This window comes from Paenibacillus sp. GCM10027629 (assembly GCF_042676425.1).
Taxonomy (GTDB): domain Bacteria; phylum Bacillota; class Bacilli; order Paenibacillales; family Paenibacillaceae; genus Paenibacillus_K; species Paenibacillus_K terrigena.
In genome coordinates this window covers 158,461-176,470 of record NZ_JBHTGZ010000009.1, presented here as the reverse complement: position 1 = coordinate 176,470, position 18,010 = coordinate 158,461, and the positions used below count along the sequence as shown (strand labels likewise).

The window sequence follows — 18,010 nt, the reverse complement described above, 5'->3', positions numbered from 1 at the left end:
CCAACTTTTCATGAGATCTAATGCATTGAACCCCTCGTAACGGACTTATGCTAACGTCGTCCCTCGCGGTACAAAATGGCTCGAATCGCAAACTGCGGTAAAATCAACTGTCTACGCCAACGATGAGGCTGTTGAATGAGTCGATATAACCACTCCACATTCCAACGCTTCCATACTTCAGGAGTTTGCTTCACTTTTCCAGCAATGACATCTAGGCTTCCGCCAACCCCAATTGCGACTTTCGCATTCAACTTGGTTCTATGTTGATAAATCCACCGTTCCGCGTAAGGCGCTCCCAGCGCAACGATCAGAAAATCCGGCTTGGCCGCGCTTATCTCTTCAATGATTCTTCCCTCTTCCTCTGGCTTAAAGAATCCGTGTTGATTCCCACAAATCTCAAGATTCGGGTAGGTAGCACGAATAACCTCACATGCTTTGGGATTGGTTACAGGATCTGCCCCGAGCAAATAAAAAGACCATTTCTTCTCGTTTCCTACTTCAAGCAGCTTCAGAAGCATATCGTATCCCGTAACACGCTCTGGAAGATGGCTGCCTTTAATACGGGAGACCATGACAATGCCGATCCCATCCGCGGTGATCATGCTCGCTTCTTCGACAATGGAACGCAGCTCGGTATTTTTCTGACAAGCCATTGTGATCTCTGGATTTACTGTAACCACATGGAACAACTCAGGTTGTGGCTCTTCGACAACTTGGCTGAGAATATCAACGGATTCGTCTAGCGTTCGCTTAGGGAACTGAATTCCCATGATCTGTGCTGTATCTTTCATGGAGAAACCCTACTTTCATGGTTGTTTGTCTTACCAGTTATTTCAGGCGGGACGCGCTTGAACAGGCCGATTAACTGCTTTTTTGCAGTTATTTCAGGCGGGACGCGCTTGAACAGGCCGGTTAACTGCTTTTTTGCAGTTATTTCAGGCGGGACGCGCTTGAACGGGCCGATTAACTGCCTTTTTGCAGTTATTTCAGGCGGGACGCGCTTAAACGGGCCGATTAACTGCTTTTTTGCAGTTATTTCCTGGTCTGTCCATATTTTAACACTGATTGGATTCATATTATAGGTCCCGTAATATGGAACTCGAATGCATTTTAAACTTCGGTGAATCATTCCTATATTGCGATGCAATTGAGGGAAAAAGTTCCTAAACCAAAAAAGAAACCCTATTCTCAGGGCTTCTCAACAGCTGGCAGCCTTTGAAGGCTGCATTTTCTTATGGTAAAAGACCAGTGTTGCAAATTCATTTAGTCGCTTCGTAGCACCAGTTGTGCGGTACCCCATTTTCTCATAGAGATAACAATTCCTTGTCTCCTCTAAGATCGTAGCTAATTCCCATGTCTCTGCCATTGGATACATGCTCTCAACAGCATTGATGGTTTGTTGCGCGATGCCTAGTCCTTGATAGGCAGAAATGACGAATATCGGGCTAATCCAATAATGTGATTCTGTCTCATCCCATCGAACACCAATAGCACCAACAGATACTTCGTTATAAAGAATCATGTAGTAGGCACGTCTCGGATTCATAATACGAGCGACGACCTTTTCTATGGATTCATTCGCAGGATTCGTATCGTAGTCCTTGTACTTTTCCAATAATGGCAGAAATGCTTCGTGTTGAAGGTTGAATATAACTTCCGCTTCCGATACCTTCGCTCGACTTAACTTCAGTTCCAACCCATCACCTCAATTGATTAGGAAGTTAGCTTGGTTGCCCCGATCATTACACCCGTATCTCCGGGATCCTTCAAGGCAATACGTGAGATCCCCCAATAATCGAAGGACTCTCGCTTAATTTTATCAACCGTTAATACAGCACTTCCTGTGCCGATCACCTTATCCTGTGCAACGAGCGGATAATGAAAAGAGATTTGTACTTGATCTGGCGAAATCGTCTTCGTCTGGAGTGCATCCACCTTGCCCATATGCGGGCTGGAACCGCCTGTCACCCAGAAGCTCTCCATAAATTCCTTTTTCGTCTGCTCACGAAGCTTTGGTGACAACACCGCATATTGCATTCCACCACTTCTCCGCTGCACGCCCCGAATCCAGGTCTGAACCGCTTCCTCTGGCGAATAAGCTTGGAGTCCATTTTCGAGACTATTGATCTGCATTTGCATCTCCGATGCTTCAGGCATCGTGACGTAGAAGGCATTGTCTTTGTAAGCTACCTTCCCACGAAGTTCTTCGACAATCGACTTCAAGGATACCATCGCCGTCCCGTTCTCCATTTTCAGGTTAAACACACTGCTCGCAAATTCTGCGCCATTGATGAAAATTCGCGAACTCGCTACCGCTGCGTATATTGAACCGGACATCACCAATAGCCCAGCTATGGATGCAATTAGAACCTTTTGTTTTACTCTCATCGTTCATCCAACTCCTAACAGGAAATATTAGGTATTATTTCTCTAGAGAAGATGAGGTATTCATAAGTGAAGTGTACGATAATTATTCGCGATGTACTTATACCCTGAATATATGGTTAGGACAACCGCCAAGATCATCAACATAAAATCAACAGGTAAAGAGGTGATCCATGCAAATGGATAGTTCTTGAGTAGAATGGCGGCGATTGCAACGACTTGCAGGACCATTTTGAGCTTGCCGTGCTTGTCAGCCGCTAGTGCTACGCCTCTTGCAGCAGCAAGGACCCGAATTCCCGTGATCACTGCTTCTCTGCCAATGATGAGAACCGCCATCCACGCCGGAATCATACGCTGTTCCACCATCATTAATAACGCAGCCGAAATGAGCAGCTTATCGGCCAAGGGGTCCAGCAGTTTGCCGAGAGGCGTCACCTGATTATATTTACGCGCAATATATCCGTCGAGTTTGTCGGTCGTTGATGCCAGGAGGAAGATGAACACCGCTATACCTGATCCATACAGGTTCACTTGACTTAGAAAAGGCATTCGCTCTACCATCCATACCGGATAATGTTGAAGCGCCAACATAAATAAAGGAATGAGCCCGATTCTTGCTATCGTGATTTTATTCGCTAGATTCATGAGGGTTCCCTCCGATCATGAGCTTACTATTACTTTAGAAATTCTACGACATGAGCAGCTTCAGCCCCACCCGCTTCAGCATGATTAATAAGAGGTATACCATGCGGACCTAGGCAATTCTTCAGCTCTGGATTATCACTAATCAGACTTCGAACAATGTCTATTTTTCCGAGCATAGCTGCCGTAAAAATATCCATGCGGGCGCCCTTCGAAATGAGAAAAACGGCGATATCTCTTCTTCCCATATGCGCGGCAGCTCCTAAAGCCGTCTCCCAATCGCCATTCCCCCAATCCCAGCAAGCATTCAATAAGCCGGGCTCTTGCTCAAGCAGCTCTTTAACACGCTCAAAATCCCCGTGCGCACTACCGACATAACTTTGTACAAGTTCTGGTGCAATCGATTTACTTTCCATAAATAATCTCCCTTACTATTCTATTTATTTGAAGAGTAATGCTAACTCTAGGTGCCCTTGTTTAACACACACATCATAGGGGGTATCACCATGATCATTAACCAGCATCCGATCCGCACCTTTTCGCAAATACGTCGTGCTTCTAGATTGTGATCCAGAATCTTTTCAAAACATTGCCGTCATCCTCTACGAAATTCGTATCCTCAATTCCTCCATTATTACGAATCGTTCGCTCCGATCCTATATTCGTCGCATCACAGACAACGAGAGCTTTCGAGATCCCCAGTTCCTTGGTTTGGTGAAGTGCAAGAGCCAAAAGCTTGGTCGCATAACCCTTCTGTCGTTCGGAAGGACGAATGCCATAACCAATGTGACCGCCGGATTGGAACAGTCTTTCGTTCAGTTCATGTCTAATGTTCACAGCTCCGATGACCTTATCCTGCTCAGAAACGAGCCAATACGTAGAATCGGGTACCCAGTTATCAGGCAAGTTCTCACCCTTCTCACGCTCCGTCTGAAATAGCACCAACCCTTGGAAATCGGATGGATCCTTGCTAATCACCCATGGGACCATACTCTCTCCACTTGCGATCCAATCCTGATAAAAATCTAAATAAGCTTCCTCTAACTCTACCGTCGGTTTGATTAAATACACCTGCTCAGACATTGTTCTCCACCATCCTGTCACGTCAATAATTGTCCGATAAAAATAACAAAGCCTTCAAAAATAATCAACCCTGTAGAGATCATGAGAGGGATCACCGCACGCAGATAAGTCCTTCCATTCGTAACCCCATAGAACCCGATTACACTCACGATAAAGGCAATGATACTCGCACAAAAGATGATTAGATGTAATGAAGGCGATAGTTGTGTGAAAGAAGCACCCAATAATCCAACGGTACACAACAGTGTGGAAATATAAGACCACCTGTGGATTTTACGTATATGTTCAACCCGTTGTTACTATAGTTGATTTCGGTTTCGTCCCGCACGCCATCAGAAACACCATCATGGCATAAGCATCAGCGTTTTGGCTAAATGCTTCGTACGATTGCTTCAAGTTCTCGAACTCCATGGCATTGAGTATGCCTCGCTTATAAAATCCGGCGAACCGTTCACTATCAAACTGCTGCTTAAATCCATCCAGGCCCTGCAGATCACTATGCTGAATAACGGCATCCATATCAACATCTTGATACCCTGCGCTGGCTAACAATCGTGGCAAGCTTCTTCCTATATGTCGATTTCCTCCGTTAGATGCTTGTGACTTCGCTATTTTACTCAGAATCAATGGTAGAATCTCCATTTCCGGTTCAATGGCCCCGAATATGCCATCATCAATATCGATAATCACCAATGTACCACCAGGCTTCAGAACACGCATTATTTCTTGTGCGGCTTGGAGTGGGTCATGTAAATGAAGGAATAACAACCGCGCTATCGCAAAATCATATTCGTTATCCGGCAGCCCTGTGTGATATGCAGAGGCTTGAACGAATTCAACGTGATCTGCTGAAGCATGCTTCAATAATGCCTTCGCTTGATCTAATAGACTTTGATCGATATCGAGCGCTGTAATCGGGCTATTCGGTAGATTCTCCACTAGCTTCTCTGTCATAAACCCTGGACCACAAGCAACTTCTAACACCTTCATGCCATCTTGAAGCCCGAACCATTGTAGGTTCCGAAACTCCTTCTCCCAGCCCATCTGGGCTTGAACTTTTAACCGCTTGACCTCGGCTTCCATCCCAATACTCGAATGCTGAATATTATAGGTTGAATTTCGTTCTTCCACCGCTTACAACGCTCCTCTACTTACGTGTCATAAATACCTGCACAGGCCCATGCCATGCCTCCCCTTGCAGTTCCTTCTCCGTATAAGCTCCGTTCGTATATTCTTCAATCACCCGATTCCAGAAGCGATTCGCCGGGAGGTTGGCCGCTGTCTGGCGGACTTCCCATGCACCTGGGGACTGATCGAATATGGAGAAAGCCGCTTGCTTGCCATACCCCTTGCCCCTGAACTTCCGCATGATGAAAAAATCGTTAATCGTGTTCGTCTCATCTGCCTCGCTTAACTTAACGAATTCCTTCGGCACGCCTAGAGTAACCAAAGCGAAACCAGCTAACTCACCATTTACTCTAAAAATCAACGGGCGGCGATATTCATCTGTCCATTGATGGTCCAAATATTTATATAGATACAACCCGTGCGACGTCAAAGCATGCCCATCAAACTCACTCGAATCATACCGATATAGCTGAATGAGTTGGTGAAGGAGCGTCTTGTCCTCGTAAGGAATTGCTGATATGTCAAACTGATTCATATCCATTCACCTCTTTGTTACTCGAATGTAAGCCTACTTCTTCACGAACTCTATATCTTTTGTGCCGGGTTCTATCAGCATTTTAATGCCTACACGAACGATATGATCATTAGCATCCGTATAGAAGGTAGCTGGTGTCTTGTATTGAAATGGCTTATAATCCAGTTCGAACGCATGATTGTTCAATCGAGCCAGTGGAAGCTGAATCGAATTAAATGTAACTTGAAGATGATCATCGATCATATCAATAACGAGTTCCCCATAACCCGGATGCTCGTAAGTTCCTGTATACTCGTGCATTTGATGCGTTGGAAGGGTCTCTGCTTCTTTGGTTATTTCCTGCTCTTTCGCTTCTTCTTCAGGCTGGTGCGTTTCATCTTGATTCTCTGTTTCATTTTCTTTTCCCGTACCGCGTATTCTACCGCTCCAATCGATCTCATCCAACCCCAGCAGCCGATCAAATAGATTATGACGTAATATCAAAGGAAGTGGGCTACCGTTTTTATTGGCTAAAATAACGACACCTAGATTCTCATCTGGTGAGAAGGCTACCTCCGCCGTAAAACCATCGATACCACCTCCATGATGAAGCACTTGGTGACCTCGATACGGTTCAATGCACCACCCAAGGCCATAGCAGCACATCGGAGTTTCTTTTGTGATCCACGAATCCGTAGGCATATGAGGCTTGAACACTTCTGCTAAGCTACTTTCTGAAACAATCCGTTGTCCCTGTTGCACGCCTTTATCGAGAAGAACCATAACCCATTTCGCCATATTCATAATGTTCGAGTTGATCGACCCGGCGGGACCAATCAGATCAATGTTTCGGAATGGAATACGCTGAAGCTGATCCCCATTATCTATATACGGTAAAGCGTAATTCGGTTGTTTTTGGGAATCTTCCACTGAAAAGTTGCTTACATTCATCTGCAATGGATTCAAGATCTTTTCTTGAACAACTTGCTCCCATGTTGTTCCCAGACGCTGTCCTACGATATAACCTGCAACCATGTACATAATATTCTGATACTGCCAACCTGAACGAAAATCTTGATTCGGCTCCAAGTACTGTAAACGTTCAATCACTTCTTCTCGAGAAAAGGAAGAATTATAGTGCATGAGTTCATGCCTCGGCAGCCCTGTACGATGACATAACATATCTCGAAGCGTGACCCGTTCGGTTGCGAGTGAATCATACATTTTAAAGTGTGGCAAATAGTTCTTAACAGGTACATCCAAGTCTATCTTTCCTTCATCGACAAGAATGCCGGCAGCCACTGCTGTAAAAGCCTTGGTCGTCGAACCAATCGCGAACAACGTCTCTGGCGTGACCTCTAGTCCCGCTTCCACGTCCCGATAACCGAAACCCTCAGCCATGATGACTTCTTGATCTTTGATTACCGCGACCGCAAGACCGGGCACGTTCCACAATTTCATCTGCTGCTCAATTAATGGACGAATTCCTTGTAATGCTTGATTCGTTTCTGTCATGATCATTGCTGCACACTCCTTCTTTTTCTACGTCTAGCAAATTTAGGTCGTCTACTTACTTAATTCACCACATCTCCGCCATATCCTGTAAAATAATACAATAAAGACCGAAAACGCCATGAATCTCGTACAATCGTTATGTATGCTAGTGAAATTACCCCTCCGCCGAAAAATAACTGCAATAACGCAGCTATTTAGTCCACTTATACGTCAATAGAGAGAAATAACTGCAATTATGCAGCTATTCTAGCATTTTCGCTACCAAAGAAGTAAATTTAACTGCATTTATGCAGTTATTCGCATCACTCCTCCGCACAGCACCCAAATTAACTGCACATTTGCAGTTATCCTACCCCCTCGAGCCCACACAACAAAAAAACGCCCCTATTCCATCACGGAATAAGGGCATCTCCATTACTTATGCTTCTTATATTTCGCCGTACGCGTATCCTCAATCACACCGCTCCAATTCAATCCAAACGCGAAGTCATAGACATGATTCTGCGCGTCCACATGGCAGTCCATATCATGCGCGACATCCTCGAGCTGTTCCTCCACGGTCTTCATGTTGGCTGGCATTTGCATAGGAAGCAGCGCAGAAGGCTCGACCGCACCGGACACAATTTCCATAATCGCTTGATCCTGTACACCAAAGTTCGCGATGATCGCATCCACTTCCGACTCGAATTCAGCGACGATCGTCGGATTCGTTAAGGTCATCGAGACGATGACCGGCTTGCCCTTCATCTTCGCCTTAGTCTCCAGAACGCTATCGAGATCCGTTGTATTATGAGGCGTTACGCTCTTGCCAAGATACGAACGGTTCAGCACATCGCTATCACGCGCATCCCCTGCAAGACTCTGCGCCCGACCGTGTTCGGCCGTGTACGTCCGATATTGCAGACTGATCGGCACATACCCATTTCCGCCTTGATCCGCATCTTCCTGACTATACCCGGTGCCCGAGTTCGGGCTGCAAATGAACACGATCGCGAAATCCGCTTCATCCGGGTTATCGGTGACGTGGAAATATTTCTCCACAATCTCCAAATTCACAGGATGTTTGAGCGATTCCGGCGTCGGGAACCCGAACCAATCTTTCCCCACTGGCAAATAACGCTTCGGAATATAGACCTTGCTCTTCGGCTTCATCGGAAGCACTTGATTCTTATTCTTCAGCATCACAATCGATTTCAATTGGGCTTCATACCCTGCAGTCATGAACTCCGGATTGCCTACGACACGCGCGCTCTCTTCAACATCCAAATACGGATTCTCGAACAATCCCAATTGGAAAATATTCCGAAGCAGACGAACCGCCGACTTTTCAAATCGACCACGCATATATTCCTCACCATGCTCGATAACGCCCATGTGATACGCTTCCAGCACAGGTTCAATCTCATTGTTGCCCCCGAACTGATCGACGCCTGCCATGATCAGCTTGTAGTGGCGTTCCGCAATGCTTAGCTCTTCCACACCCCACGGTTTACCCGTGAGGAACGAATCCTTGCTGCCGGACTCATCCGCAGTGATGAGCCAATCCGTGCAGACCACACCGTCATAGCCGTACTTCTCACGGAGCAAATCGGTCACGAGATACTTGCTGTACGAGTTCCCTACATTCTCGACATTCACTGGATCTTGATCCACTGAAACTGTGTAATACGGCATCACGGCAGAAGCCTTCTCCGTCTTCCAATCCAGCTTGAACGCACCATCCGTAAACGGAATCAAATGCTCATCAAAGTTATTTCCCGGATACACCGCATACTTACCGCAGCCGTAGTGCGCATCCCGACCACCTTCGCCAGATCCGCCCCCTGGCCAGTGCTTCACCATCGCATTTACGCTATTGTAGCCCCAGCCGTCCGCAATCTCTTGATCCCCGGTTGAAGTTTGGAAGCCATCGACATACGCACGTGCCAGATCCGTCGTCAGCTTGGAATCTTCCCCGAACGTGCCTGTGAACCGGAACCAACGCGGATCTGTTGCAATATCGATTTGCGGCGAGAGCGCTGTTGCTAGTCCAAGGGCGCGATACTCCTTCGCTGCGATTTTCCCGAATTGACGCGTAATCTCAGGGGTGAACGTCGCTGCAAGTCCGAGGGTCTCTGGCCACATCGAGATATGACCGCCTGCTCCCGCATTAAATTCGGAGTTCACGTCCGAGCTATGTCTTGGGTCCGAGCTGTTATTCGCCGGAATGCCATAGTCCGTCGACTCAGCAAAAGCTTGCACCTTATTGCTCCAACGCGCCGCGACCTCCGGGCTCTCAACATTCGTTACGAGTACATGACGGAGATGGTCCTTCGCTAGGAACCCGATCTGCTCATCCGTCAGTTCCCAAGGCTTCGCACCGCTCTCTTCATAGGTTTTGCCGCTATACGTGCTTGCGAACCACCCCGTACTTACCGCAGGAATCGATTGGTGTCTACTGTATAGCATGAGTCCCGCGATTTGTTCGATCGTCATTTTGGAAGCAAGGTCCTTCGCCCGCTCATCAGCAGACAACCGCCAATCTTCATATTTATCGAGTGTCCCATCTTTGCTTAAATCCTTGAAAAATAGTCCGTCATGCTCCAATATGGAGACGCCTGATGCTGTCGAGTAGCCGAGTATTGGGCCGCCGTTATTTTTGACGTACTTAATCGTATCCTGTTGTTCTGTTATAGGTGTTTGTTTCAGATCGGACATTCCTGATCCCTCCTGCTCTATTTCTAGCGAAGATATCGCTTACATTTCTCTTCCATTATATAAAAAAACGCCTGTCGTCAGACAGGCGGGAACGATAGACTTTAGTAGCCATTTTTAACTTCTTTTTGGGCGTCTCTCTCTCATCCAACTTATCAAGGGTTAAAAATCACCCTAATTCAGAATAGGATTCCGCTGCTTCGCGACTAACCATATCTGCTTCATGTGGATCGCGTGACGCATAACCAATTTGCGCCATTGTGCTCGTTGTGAGGCGATTTCTTCTGTGAAAAACTCATCCTTCGCACTGATCTCCAGTAGAGCTAATTTGACTGCATCTAACGCAAGCTCCTCTTCCTGTAGCATATAATGCGCTACTTGATACCCGTACGTCTCTAACCCTCTTAATATCTCAATCTTATGCCCAAAGCTCATCGTTTGATCCATCGGGCTGTACCTCTTTTCTAAGAAACCCATTCATTAATATTCAGGTTGTATAACTGCAGCAATTTCATTTCCTTCGCACGCTCCGAAGCAGGTCCTTCAAAAGACACTTCACCAACATAGCGTACACTTCCATCCGCTGTATCTAACACGACGGCCTTCGGGGAAGTCCCTTTCATCAAAGAGACATAGGCACGATTGCCGGAAACGATCACCGATTGAACTTCATCTGCACCGAATTGCGAGGCCTTAAACGTTGCATAGTCTCGTTCTTCAAGTCCTGTCACCAGATTATAACGGGATAATTGTACCGTCTGATTATCGTACGTCGTATACAAAATCTGGTCGCCTTCATGGTAATAGTTCGTACGAGGATTAAATTGCTGCTTCGGATCTGGCAGCGCTACTAGCTTCCCCATCTGATACGAATATACGTATATATGAGTAGCAATCCTTTCACTGGTATACGAGTTTTCTTTTTTGTCTGAAATCTTATTTTCTGTCACTGTAAATGCTAAATAATTGTTAGGAGTACCGGCATTGTACATTGTATTATAATCGGTCTCAACATTTTTTTTGGTATTTTTCCAATGTGTGATTTGTTCACTCTGTATTAAGGTACCGTTATCAAAGTTCAACACATAATGGAAATATTGCATGGGTTGCTGGATTTGCGTCGCTTTCGTATCTTGCAGCGTAATAACATGAAGTTTATCTTTAATCTTCTGCACATCGACGACGTTATAGAACCCCTTCTCAACTTGAACAGGAATCTTGGTCGTATACTGCTGCACTTCATTGGTCTTCAGGTTTAACCGTTCGATACTTAAGCCAACCCTCGTGGAGCCTGTGACATAAATCAACCATTCATCATCTTTATAAAATCCATACAGCTGATCCTTGCCGCGCATGAACTGGCGATGATCGCGTATCCATTGTTCCATCTCCTTATTGTTATATACCCATGAGCGCGCACCTAGAATCTGATCACGCAGGGTCTCTCGACTCCGATACTTGCTTCCGTCCACCGTTACAGATAACGACTCCGAACGCATTCTCCCTCCATAATTGCCGGATAGCTCGATCACCGTACCCTCTTTCGGATCTCCTTGAACCGTCGTCAGCTTATATTCAGGCAAATGATCCGCCGCGCCATAAGTATAGTACGTACACAATATACCTAACGTACAAAGTCCGAGGACAATTGATAATAAATAACGTTTCATCGTAATCTCTCCTTTACACCGTGATCTTCTTGCGAAGCAGCCAGAATCCAAGACATACAGAGATTACGGAGACAAGCAGGCAAGCAGCTAGCTCCATAGCGTATATATCACTCGGGTAATAGTATCCGCTAGAGCGATCCAATCCGAGAAGGAGTGCCGGGAATAGAATGGTAACAGCACATAATGCAACATAGCCAATCCCATACAGAATTCCCCACCGCCGATAGCTTCGCTCGAGTAGCACAGCCGTGAATAGGACCATGATGCCGATTATGCCCAGTCCATAGGAATAGACGAATTGCTCGAATTGTTTCGTTAAAAGAATTTCCAGTGCATAATTCATCGTAATCCCTTCAACAAACGTCGAACTTGTCCGCATCTCAGCCGGTACAATCATGTTAAAGAGCATACTCTCCCCAGCAAGCAGCACCAATTGAAAAGAAATCATACTAAATACGAACAATACAATGGCAGTCAGCTTGGATACATAGAGTACCCATCTCACCGATGGCAGCATAAGCAGCCGGTAAATGAATGTCGATCGACCGAACCAATCTCGATACCATATAATCAGCGCATACAACACTAGCACTGTGACGCTAAGCAAGATCGGAAGAATGAACCACTGCCTCGTCGACACGATCGCCCATGGGAAGGAGAGAAGCTTCGGTAATTCAAATCCGACATCTGCTGGACTCAGTCCTTGTTCCTTGATCGATACAGCCCGCTGAAGTGTCCAAATCCATGAGCTAATCTGACTGATCAACGTTACCACCATTAAGGAAGCGAGAATATAACGGAAGCGATGAATTTCCATGTTAACCAATTTTAAATACCTATTCATCCCGTATACACCTCCCTCATCACATCAATGACGGACTTCCCTTCCGATGTACGCATTTCTTCGCAATCAAAAGCGAGGCGAACCGTACCATTCTGGAGCAGAACCGCCTGGTCGATCAAATGCTCCATATCATCAATCTCATGGGTGGTTAGGAGCACCCCACGATCCTCAATGAGGTCTGTCGAGAAGACTTCCGCGATGATCTCGCGACTGAACATGTCGATCCCCGAGAACGGCTCATCCATTAAAATATAATCCGTGTCTTGCGACAACCCGAGCAATAGACTGTATTTCGCTGCCGTCCCTTTGGACAGGTTACCCACACGCTCCGTCCGATCCAACTTGAAGAACGCCAATAATTCATTTGCACGAACGTCATTCCAATTCCGATAGAAATCCTTCATGAACTGCATGCCCTCCGACAATCTCATCCCGGTTGGCGTCGTTAGGTGATCAGGTACGAAAGCAACCTTCTCATACATCGCCGGCCCAACAGGCGCATCATCAATTCGAATCATACCGCTCTTCAGTGGAGTAAGACCCATGATTGCCTTAAGTATCGTCGATTTGCCCGCTCCGTTGATGCCGATCAGGCATGTAATCTGCCCTTTCTCCGCGGTGAAGGAGACACCGTTCAATACTTTGCGTCCACGGTATCGTTTATGTAGATCAATAACCTCAATCATGGATGCTGCCCCCCTCCTCCGCTTGATTCGTACGGGCGCGTTCCTCCACATATTTCGTCCGGACAAGATCCAGCAGTTCATCGACGGGTACATCAATTCTCCGAACTGACACGACAAAAGATTCCACTGCACTTTCTATTAGTTCCGAACGTATGGCTCGCAATATTTCAGCCTCCTCGGTGATCCGACTCGGCGAATTCCCCTCTGTAATAATCAACCGCTGCTCCTCCATTTCCTTATAGGCTTTCTGCGCCGTGTTTGGATTTATTTTGAGCAAAGCGCCGAGTTCTCTGCGGGAAGGAATAACCTGCCCAGCCTTCAATCGGCCTGTTGCGATCTGCTCCTTGAAATGCCTAACGACTTGCAGATAGACAGGGTCTCGGTTATTAAAGACAACACTCGTCCACCCTTCATTCATCTTCATGTTCACCCCTCGTCTTCATCGCCAAGTGTGTGTACTATGTAGTTCATACACTTTATGAGTGTATTATGTCCGTAATACATCATTGTGTCAATAGCTCGTTTTTATTATTTTTATCTCGTGTAATATGGACCTAGTGAAATAAAAGAAGCCAATTCCTCATCGGAATGGCTTCCATGTGCCCATCATAGTAGGCTGTCTATCGCATCCAGCACAGCTTCAGCATTATTCGAACCGATCTGATACTTCGCCGCCCTCTTCACAATGTCACTCGCATGTTCCATCACATAACTGTAATGTGCATGCCTTAGCATTTCAATATCATTGCCGCTATCGCCAAAAGCTACCGTCTTATCGTCTGCAATCTGCCATCTTTGCTGAAGCAGCCGAATGCCATGCGCCTTGTGAATGCCAGTCACAATAATATCCACATCCCCATGGCCACACGCCACAGGGGTAACCTCCTCCCCTAACTCACGTTTTAAGTTCACAAGTGCTTGATCCAGCTCTTCAAGCGGAAACCGAAGGGCAAATTTGAACAATTGATCCTCAATCCGCGTTAAATCTTCTACTCTCTTTAAGCGATGGTAAAATTGAATGGAATAGTCATAATAGTCATCGGTTTCATCATGGTGCATGTACGCACTTTGTTTGCCGCATATCGCAATGTTCGAGGAAGGATAGTGCTTCAGAATTTCCAGCGTCTTCGCGATCGTCTCGGAGGACATTCGCCCTGTGAATACTTCCTCATTCCCGTCAACAATATAAGCGCCATTCTCCGCAACAAAAGCGATTTCATGTTCAATTTCAGGGAAGAAGGACCTCAGCTGATAATATTGATTCCCGCTAGCTACGACAAAACGAATCCCTTTTCTCTTCATCTCCGCATACTGCTCGCGAAAGCGATCTCGATTGTAGTCCTTACGGTCATTTAGAAACGTGCCGTCCATATCTACAGCGATCATCTGAATACTCATTTTCAAGTCCTCCTATATTCATTCGTTTAACGCCACACCCGCTTGATGACGATAGAATCTACCGATGCCCAGCAGCAGGATGAGCAAGTAAATTACTGCAAAGCCAGCAATATACCACAGCGCAGATACCGTGCCAGAATGGTCCATCGCATACCCGATCAAGGCAGGGAATACTGCTGCTCCGAATCCGGCAAAAGCCGTAACTAGACTGGTCACGAGCCGCGCCATGCCAGGAAACGTATGATTCGCGTACACCATCGTAATCGAATAGACGCCCGACATCGTTAACCCCATCATTATGACCAAGATAAAGCCGACCACGGCCTCCCTACATATCGCAAACAGGATGATCACCGCGAGCGTGCCGAACATACTCCAGCGCAAATATTGCGCATAATTTACTTTGCGAATAATCCAACCCGTAGCTGCTCTGCCGACTACCATCGCCATCCAGAATAGTCCTATACTCAATGAAGCGTAATAAGGTGTAACTTCTAAATGGGTCAGGAAGATGGAAGACATGAAATGATTCAGACTCCCTTCGATCCCGCTATAGATGAAAATCAAGAAGACGAATGCGAACAGAATGTAGCGCTTCATGTGGTTGTTCTTGAACATCGGCGGCGGTGCGATATTCGCATCCAACGGCTCTGCCTCATCTGACCGCTCCTTCGCAAAGGATATGAAGCACCATACCACGGCCATGATCAATCCAAGACAAGCCGTTACGAAAAAGGAATACTGCCAGGCCTGGTTCGCAATCAAAACACTGGCGATCAGCGGCATACAAAGCGCACCAATCCCAAAAGATACTTCAAGATAACTCATAACCACCGCACGGCGGCCCACGAACACTTCCATCATAAGCGTTGCTACGACGCACTCGATAGCAGCGGCGCCAACACTATTCATGAAATTGAGCGCCACAACCCAGCCGAACGACGGAAGCGACCCTATACTGAGCTGTGCGATCGCAATGATAACCGCTGAGAGCGCGAGGACGTACTTCTCTTTCTTCAACGATTTCATAAGCCATGCGGAAATCGGCACGCCTGCAATAAATCCGACTGCACTCACGAAGACCATCTGCCCGCCAACCGTATAAGATTGTTCATAGTGAGCGAGCAATTGCGGCATCACGGAACCGATCGTTGTTATGACCAGTCCTGCTAGAAAATACAATGAATACGATGCAATCGCAAAGGTTCTCATGCCTTAACCTCCTTCTAGAAATAGGAATATTCCTGCTGATGTTGTTCATTGTAAAGAATGAAATGCGTTTCAAGTCAAGCATACAATCCATATTTCTAAAAAAGAAATCAACATGTTACAATGAGTCCGAATGTGTAGAAAAGGGGGAGAGCCTTTATGGCGAATATTAAAGATGTCGCTAGAATGGCGGGTGTCTCCATTGCAACCGTATCCCGCGTCCTAAATGATCATCCTTATGTCACTAAAGACAAGCAAGAAAAAGTTATGGCAGTCATGAAGGAATTGAATTACTCGGTGAATGGCAATGCGGTAAAGCTAAGCCGAGGAAAGACGAATACCATTGGCGTCATTGTGCCGTACAACAATAACTCTTGCTTCGATGAACTCATTAACGGCATACTGAGAAAAGCGCATGAATTACATTACCAAGTCCTCTTACTTCCTTCGTACTATGAGAATGTCATTGAGAGCAGCTATCTTACACTATTGAAAAAGAAGACGATTGATGGCATTCTGCTCACGTCGCATACCCTACATCATGAACAGATTCAAACCTTGTCCGAGTGGGGCAAAATCGTATGCTGCGAGGCTTGTCCTGTCCCGCATATTCCGTCTGTGTACCCAGATCGATATGCCGCGTATATTGAAGTGTTCAACCATTTGAAGAACAAAGGCTATGAACATATCCATTTCACTTCGGGGAGAGATGTTCAATCGAGTCCAAGCACCCGATTACGCATTCAGGCGTATCAAGAAATCATCTCCGAGGATTATGAAAATCAATTCTTCGACCAATGCTTCGACTATCACGATGGGAAACGCATTGGCGAGGTCATGTTCCAGAAGTCGATCATCCCGGACGCGATCTTCACCAATGGCGATGAGGTCGCCGCTGGCATTATTGCTGCAGCGCAATCACACGGGTACAGCTATCCGCGAGATTTCGAGATCATTGGCGAGGAGAATACGCCATTAAGTGAAATCCTAGGCTTCCCGAGCATAAATTATCATATGACGAGCATTGGCGAACAGGCCGTCTCGCTCTTATTGAGTGAAGAGAATACGCGAATCCCGGTTCAGCATTCTCTCGTCTTCAGAGCTAAGGCAGGAGCAAGTGCGCCGTCCTAGCGCAGCCCATCCTCTCTGCCGCCCCTCTACAAAAAGAAGCCAGACCCTTGAGGGACTGACTTCTTTTGTGTTGTTCGAACCCTTCATGAATGTCAAGAGGAGGAGGGGTGTCTCGTGGAAGAGCCTGCGTCCGATCTTTGGTAGCCATTTGTATCCTTCCAATCTATTCAAGCAAATGGCGGACAAGAATTGGCTGGAACGAGACACCCCTCCCCTCCGAACTAACATTCATCCCCCCACAGTCGAACAACAAAAAACCAGACCCTCACAGGTCTGGCATCTTTTATATATTCCCTAGTATTAATCCCGCCGTCTCCTCAATCGCTTTATCCGTCACATCGATGACCGGACACTGCAGCTGCTTGGCGAGCGCATGCGCATAATCAAGCTCCTCTTGAATGCGTTCCCGTGTCGTATAGCTTGCGCCTGCAGGGAGACCGAGTGTCTTCAAGCGTTCGGTCCGGATTTTGAGCATCTGCTCAGGGTCCATCGTGAGCAGGACAACACGTTGATTCGTGAGCTGGAACAGTTCCTTCGGCGGCTTCATCTCCGGTACGACGAGCACATTCGCTGTCTTGTAACCTTTATGGCCGAGGAAAATGCTGAGCGGTGTCTTGGAAGTACGTGATACGCCGAGCAGCACGATGTCCGCTTCTGGCAGCGTTTTCACATCCTGGCTATGATCATATTGCACCGAATATTCGATCGCTTCCATCCGGCGAAAATAATGTTCATCCAGCTGGTGAAGCAATCCCGGCTTACGGCTCGGCGCATCATGAAAAGTATCAATATAAGCTTGCATCATCGGACCCATAATATCGACGGCGCGAATCCCGAGTCGGATGGCTTCAGATCGCATCATTTCCCTCAGTTCAGGCTGAACGAGCGTATACGCAACAAAACCGCCGCTCCGACTGACTTCTTCCATAATGGCGCGTATATCATCTTCATACTTAATTTGCCCGATTCGACGCAACTGTACGTCTTGTCCGGCAAACTGCTTCATTGTCGCTCGAACGACACTCTCCGCCGTCTCACCGACGGAGTCCGAGCATATGGTGATCATCTGCTGTGGCTCCTGCCCCATTCATCCTTCTCCCCTTTTTCCAAT

21 protein-coding genes are annotated in these 18,010 nt (G+C 46.7%); 1 reads left to right on the top strand and 20 read right to left on the bottom strand.

The annotated features are described in order from the left end of the window. Window positions 1-50 precede the first annotated feature (50 nt). The 19 genes from ACFQZR_RS10040 to ACFQZR_RS09950 form a co-directional block, all read right to left on the bottom strand. Entirely contained in the window at window positions 51-791 is a 741-nt protein-coding gene (locus ACFQZR_RS10040; RefSeq protein WP_379345376.1) for a WecB/TagA/CpsF family glycosyltransferase, read from the bottom strand. Then, on the bottom strand, window positions 788-1,075 hold the full coding sequence (locus ACFQZR_RS10035) for a hypothetical protein (RefSeq protein ID WP_379345374.1): 288 nt from the start codon (window positions 1,073-1,075) through the stop codon (window positions 788-790). The genes ACFQZR_RS10040 and ACFQZR_RS10035 overlap by 4 nt, the downstream gene beginning before the upstream one ends. A 123-nt stretch (window positions 1,076-1,198) precedes the next feature. Beyond that, a complete protein-coding gene (locus ACFQZR_RS10030; RefSeq protein WP_379345372.1) occupies window positions 1,199-1,696 on the bottom strand; it encodes a GNAT family N-acetyltransferase in 498 nt (165 codons plus the stop codon). Window positions 1,697-1,713: 17 nt separating this feature from the next. Continuing rightward, the gene (locus ACFQZR_RS10025; RefSeq protein ID WP_379345370.1) at window positions 1,714-2,388 is read right to left on the bottom strand and encodes a hypothetical protein; all 675 of its coding nucleotides are present in this window, start codon (window positions 2,386-2,388) and stop codon (window positions 1,714-1,716) included. 60 nt (window positions 2,389-2,448) lie between these two features. Continuing rightward, window positions 2,449-3,030: a CDP-diacylglycerol--glycerol-3-phosphate 3-phosphatidyltransferase gene (gene pgsA, locus ACFQZR_RS10020; RefSeq protein ID WP_379345368.1), complete on the bottom strand. Its 582-nt coding sequence runs from the start codon at window positions 3,028-3,030 to the stop codon at window positions 2,449-2,451. Between the two features lie 29 nt (window positions 3,031-3,059). Next, a complete protein-coding gene (locus ACFQZR_RS10015) occupies window positions 3,060-3,443 on the bottom strand; it encodes an ankyrin repeat domain-containing protein (RefSeq protein WP_379345366.1) in 384 nt (127 codons plus the stop codon). 142 nt (window positions 3,444-3,585) lie between these two features. Further along, a complete protein-coding gene (locus ACFQZR_RS10010) occupies window positions 3,586-4,110 on the bottom strand; it encodes a GNAT family N-acetyltransferase (RefSeq protein ID WP_379345364.1) in 525 nt (174 codons plus the stop codon). 17 nt (window positions 4,111-4,127) lie between these two features. Then, on the bottom strand, window positions 4,128-4,259 hold the full coding sequence (locus tag ACFQZR_RS10005; RefSeq protein WP_379345362.1) for a hypothetical protein: 132 nt from the start codon (window positions 4,257-4,259) through the stop codon (window positions 4,128-4,130). Between the two features lie 136 nt (window positions 4,260-4,395). Continuing rightward, window positions 4,396-5,241, bottom strand: coding sequence for a class I SAM-dependent methyltransferase (locus tag ACFQZR_RS10000; protein ID WP_379345360.1), 846 nt, complete (start codon window positions 5,239-5,241; stop codon window positions 4,396-4,398). Between the two features lie 16 nt (window positions 5,242-5,257). Further along, complete coding sequence (locus ACFQZR_RS09995) at window positions 5,258-5,773, bottom strand: GNAT family N-acetyltransferase (protein ID WP_379345358.1); 516 nt, start codon at window positions 5,771-5,773, stop codon at window positions 5,258-5,260. Window positions 5,774-5,806: 33 nt separating this feature from the next. Then, window positions 5,807-7,273 (bottom strand): serine hydrolase, encoded by a 1,467-nt coding sequence (locus ACFQZR_RS09990; protein WP_379345356.1) that lies wholly within the window; start codon window positions 7,271-7,273, stop codon window positions 5,807-5,809. Window positions 7,274-7,681: 408 nt separating this feature from the next. Beyond that, complete coding sequence (locus ACFQZR_RS09985; RefSeq protein WP_379345353.1) at window positions 7,682-9,964, bottom strand: glycoside hydrolase family 3 protein; 2,283 nt, start codon at window positions 9,962-9,964, stop codon at window positions 7,682-7,684. Between the two features lie 171 nt (window positions 9,965-10,135). Further along, window positions 10,136-10,408 carry a hypothetical protein gene (locus ACFQZR_RS09980; protein ID WP_379345351.1) on the bottom strand — a complete coding sequence of 91 codons (273 nt, stop codon included), beginning with the start codon at window positions 10,406-10,408 and terminating at the stop codon, window positions 10,136-10,138. A gap of 17 nt (window positions 10,409-10,425) precedes the next feature. Next, window positions 10,426-11,631, bottom strand: coding sequence for a hypothetical protein (locus tag ACFQZR_RS09975; RefSeq protein ID WP_379345349.1), 1,206 nt, complete (start codon window positions 11,629-11,631; stop codon window positions 10,426-10,428). A gap of 13 nt (window positions 11,632-11,644) precedes the next feature. Continuing rightward, window positions 11,645-12,475 carry a hypothetical protein gene (locus tag ACFQZR_RS09970; protein ID WP_379345347.1) on the bottom strand — a complete coding sequence of 277 codons (831 nt, stop codon included), beginning with the start codon at window positions 12,473-12,475 and terminating at the stop codon, window positions 11,645-11,647. Further along, window positions 12,472-13,161, bottom strand: coding sequence for an ATP-binding cassette domain-containing protein (locus ACFQZR_RS09965; RefSeq protein ID WP_379345344.1), 690 nt, complete (start codon window positions 13,159-13,161; stop codon window positions 12,472-12,474). The genes ACFQZR_RS09970 and ACFQZR_RS09965 overlap by 4 nt, the downstream gene beginning before the upstream one ends. After that, window positions 13,154-13,585 carry a GntR family transcriptional regulator gene (locus ACFQZR_RS09960; protein WP_379345340.1) on the bottom strand — a complete coding sequence of 144 codons (432 nt, stop codon included), beginning with the start codon at window positions 13,583-13,585 and terminating at the stop codon, window positions 13,154-13,156. Before ACFQZR_RS09960 ends, ACFQZR_RS09965 begins: the two co-directional genes overlap by 8 nt. 182 nt (window positions 13,586-13,767) lie before the next feature. Beyond that, complete coding sequence (locus ACFQZR_RS09955; RefSeq protein WP_379345338.1) at window positions 13,768-14,559, bottom strand: Cof-type HAD-IIB family hydrolase; 792 nt, start codon at window positions 14,557-14,559, stop codon at window positions 13,768-13,770. Between the two features lie 18 nt (window positions 14,560-14,577). Then, entirely contained in the window at window positions 14,578-15,771 is a 1,194-nt protein-coding gene (locus tag ACFQZR_RS09950; RefSeq protein WP_379345336.1) for an MFS transporter, read from the bottom strand. 156 nt (window positions 15,772-15,927) lie between these two features. Between ACFQZR_RS09950 and ACFQZR_RS09945 the strand changes: the two genes are divergently transcribed. Next, window positions 15,928-16,899, top strand: coding sequence for a LacI family DNA-binding transcriptional regulator (locus tag ACFQZR_RS09945; RefSeq protein WP_379345334.1), 972 nt, complete (start codon window positions 15,928-15,930; stop codon window positions 16,897-16,899). 283 nt (window positions 16,900-17,182) lie between these two features. Here the strand turns inward: ACFQZR_RS09945 and ACFQZR_RS09940 are convergent, their stop codons facing one another. Then, window positions 17,183-17,986 (bottom strand): pyruvate, water dikinase regulatory protein, encoded by an 804-nt coding sequence (locus ACFQZR_RS09940; RefSeq protein WP_379345332.1) that lies wholly within the window; start codon window positions 17,984-17,986, stop codon window positions 17,183-17,185. Window positions 17,987-18,010 lie beyond the last annotated feature (24 nt).